The organism is Hyphomicrobium sp. (assembly GCF_035572195.1).
GTDB lineage: Bacteria > Pseudomonadota > Alphaproteobacteria > Rhizobiales > Hyphomicrobiaceae > Hyphomicrobium_B.
On sequence record NZ_DATNBA010000011.1, the window covers coordinates 1 to 3369 of the forward strand.

At 63.3% G+C, this 3369-nt stretch carries 4 protein-coding genes; all 4 read left to right on the forward strand.

The window, feature by feature from the left end:
• Window positions 1-830 (forward strand): glutamate ligase domain-containing protein (locus tag VN623_RS01410; protein WP_325567355.1); only part of this gene is annotated, 830 nt, incomplete at its 5' end.
• Between the two features lie 35 nt (window positions 831-865).
• Window positions 866-1810 carry a UDP-N-acetylmuramate dehydrogenase gene (murB, locus tag VN623_RS01415; protein WP_325567361.1) on the forward strand — a complete coding sequence of 315 codons (945 nt, stop codon included), beginning with the start codon at window positions 866-868 and terminating at the stop codon, window positions 1808-1810.
• 24 nt (window positions 1811-1834) lie between these two features.
• A complete protein-coding gene (locus tag VN623_RS01420; protein WP_325567357.1) occupies window positions 1835-2788 on the forward strand; it encodes a D-alanine--D-alanine ligase in 954 nt (317 codons plus the stop codon).
• The coding region (locus VN623_RS01425; RefSeq protein WP_325567359.1) for a cell division protein FtsQ/DivIB at window positions 2776-3369 on the forward strand (594 nt) is incomplete at its 3' end. The genes VN623_RS01420 and VN623_RS01425, both read left to right, overlap by 13 nt.

Consider the following 3369-nt stretch of genomic DNA (forward strand, 5'->3'; position numbering starts at 1 on the left):
TTTTCCTCAAGAACATTCCGTTTTTCGGCCTCGCGGTCGCCTGCATCGATCATCCGATCGTGCGCGATATGGTGCAGAGCCTTGGTCTTCGCGCCGATGGGCGCCGCTTGCTAACTTACGGTGAGAGTACGGATTGCGATCTCATCCTGCAGTCCGTGCGCATCGAGGGCAACACGACGTACTTCGACGCGAGCCTGACGGCGCGCGTTAAGGGCGGGGCGCGCAAGCTCGAAGGCTGGTCGGTTCCGCTGCCGGGCGCGCACAATGCCCTCAATGCACTCGCCGCGATCGCAGTCGCGACCGAGGCCGGGATCGAAGACGCGAAGATCAAAGCGGCGATGGCCGGATTTTCCGGCGTCAAACGGCGCTTCCAGTTGACGGGCGAATGGAACGGTGTCGCGATTTACGATGACTACGGCCACCACCCGACCGAAATCGCGGCCGTGCTCGGGGCGGCGCGCCGCGGCGCCAAGGGTCGCGTCATCGCGGTCGTCGAGCCGCATCGCTATACGCGCGTCCGTGATCTCTTCGACGAGTTTGTTGCGTGCTTCAAAGACGCCGATCACGTCATCGTCGCGCCGCTCTATACTGCGGGCGAAAGTCCAATTGCGGGCATCGATCACCGCACGCTCGCCGATGGTATCAGAGCGAACGGACACGGATCCGTGGAGGCTGTCGATGCGCCGGGCGATCTGATACCGGCAATCCAGCGGCAAGCGCATCTGGGCGATATCGTCGTCTGTCTCGGGGCGGGCAACTCGACGGAGTGGGCGCATGCGCTGCCCGAGTGGCTGAACGAGACGCCGAAACGCAAAGGGAGCGCCGCGTGACGTTCGAGGACATCGCCAGCGACTTGCGCGCGATCATGCCCGAGCTGCGCGGGCGGCTTACCGCTAATGCGGCGCTTGCCGATATCACATGGTTTCGCGTCGGTGGACCGGCGCAGGTTTTGTTCAGTCCGGCCGACGAAGCCGATCTCGCCTATTTCCTGCAGACGTTACCCGACGGTATCCCCATCAACGTCATCGGCCTCGGTTCGAACCTGCTGGTACGCGACGGCGGCGTGCCGGGAATTGTCATTCGCCTCGGGCGCGGCTTCGGTGAAATCAACGTCGAGCCCGGTAACAAACTCACCACCGGTACGGCGGTCCCCGACGTTAAGGTGGCGCGTGCGGCGGCGGAAGCGGGCATTCGCGGACTGGCGTTCTATCGCGGCATTCCGGGCTCGATCGGCGGTGCGCTGCGGATGAATGCCGGTGCACACGGCCGCGAGACAAAGGATTGCCTCGCGGGGGCGCGGGCCGTCGATCTCGATGGCAATATTCATGTCCTGTCGGCTGCGGACATGGGCTTCACGTATCGCCATTGCAGCGTGCCGGATGGCTGGATTTTCACGGCGGCGACGTTTCAAGGAACGGCCGGCGAGCCAACCGAAATTCTCAAAGAGATGGACGAAGTCGCCGAGTACCGGGAAAAGAACCAGCCGATCAAGGAACGCACTGGCGGCTCGACGTTTCGCAATCCGCCGGGCCACAGTGCCTGGAAGCTCGTCGACGAGGCAGGTTGCCGGGGCTTGCGCGTCGGCGGCGCCAAGGTTTCCGACATGCACTGCAATTTTCTGATCAACGATCGGCAAGCGACGGGCGAAGAAGTAGAGACGCTCGGCGAGACGGTTCGGGCGCGCGTCAAATCTCAGTCAGGCGTCAGGCTCGATTGGGAAATCATCCGTCTCGGTGTGCCAACACCGGGCAGGCCGATAGGGGAAGCACTCGCTGCCGAAGGCGCCGATGCTCGTGCCGACCAGTCCTGAAGACCTCAACAGCAGGAATGAGACATGACGAAGCTCGGCGCCGTGCCGGAACGCACTCGCAGCCACATCGCCGTATTGAAGGGCGGACTGTCGGCCGAACGCGAGGTGAGCTTGAATTCGGGCGCGGCCGTCGGCGAAGCGCTGCGTGAGGAAGGCTACCGCGTCACCGAGATCGATGTCGGCGACGGCATCGCCAGCCAGCTTCATGCGTTGAAGCCTGATGCGTGCTTCAACGCGCTGCACGGCAAGTTCGGCGAGGATGGCTGCGTGCAGGGAATCCTTGAGATTCTCGGCATTCCGTACACGCATTCCGGCGTGCTGGCTTCGGCGCTTGCCATGCATAAGGAGCGCGCAAAAGACATCATGAAGCTCGCCGGCGTCCCGGTGGCGGAGGCGAAGCTTGTGACGTGCCGTGAGGCGCTCGAGAGCCACGTCATGACTCCGCCCTATGTCGTCAAGCCGGTGACCGAAGGATCAAGCGTCGGCGTCGTCATCGTGCCGCCGGACGCCGAGCGGCCGCCAAACTCGATCGCGTCCTGCGGGTCGCCTGAGCAGATATTGATGGTCGAGCGCTATATCCCGGGCCGTGAAATCACCTGCGCCGTCATCGGCGATTTCGTCACCGATGTGATCGAGATCGTGCCTCTCAGGGGCCTCGCCTTCTACGATTACGAGTCCAAATACGGTGCTGGTGGCTCGCGCCACGAGCTGCCTGCACAACTTTTACCGGATGTTTACCAGTCAGCCCGCTTGTTAACGTTAAAGGCGCATCAGGCGTTGGGCTGCCGCGGCGTGTCGCGGGCCGATTTCCGCTTCGACGACACGAAAAGCGGAACGCATGAACTGATCTGCCTGGAAGTGAACACGCAGCCTGGCATGACGGGAACTTCCCTCGTGCCCGAGCTGGCGGGGTACGCCGGCTGGTCGTTCGGTGACCTCGTCCGATGGATGGTCGAGGACGCGAGTTGCAACAGATAGCGAGCGGACAGAGGTACTGGTGGCGGGCGCTGGATGCGCGGACGCCGGAGGCCACGCCTGCTTTCGCGCCGTCGCAAACTCGTTCGGGATCGAGCAAGCTCGCCCGGTCACGTCCGTCGCTGGCGCTGCAAATACCACGCGGCGAACGCCGCTATCACCGATCCAGGCGTCCGTCGCGACGGTGGGTGGCGCCGGTGCTGACATTCACCGCGCTTTTAGTCGTGACGGGGGTCGCGGCAATCACGCTTCCCATCGACCGGCTGAAAGGGTTTGCGGGCAAACTCGACGGCAAGGCGAACGCGCTGATGATCGCCGCCGGATTCGGCATCGATCAGGTGAGCGTCAGGGGGCAGCACTACGCGGCCGATAACGACATTTTCGACGCGCTCGATCTGCCGAACGTCCGGACGTTTGCTGCGTTCGATTCCGAAGCGGCGCTAAAGCGCATCGATCGAATTCCATGGGTGGATAAGGCGCAGATCACGCGCGTTTATCCGAGCGGCCTCGACATTGTCATTCGTGAGCGAATTCCGGCCGTGATCTGGACGCGGGGCGACGTGAACTACCTCGTCGACGCGACC

Coding starts and splice junctions, on each gene's coding strand:
- murB (WP_325567361.1), top strand. CDS start 866: ATGCCCGAGCTGCGCGGGCGGCTTACCGCTAATGCGGCGCTTGCCGAT.
- VN623_RS01420 (WP_325567357.1), top strand. CDS start 1,835: ATGACGAAGCTCGGCGCCGTGCCGGAACGCACTCGCAGCCACATCGCC.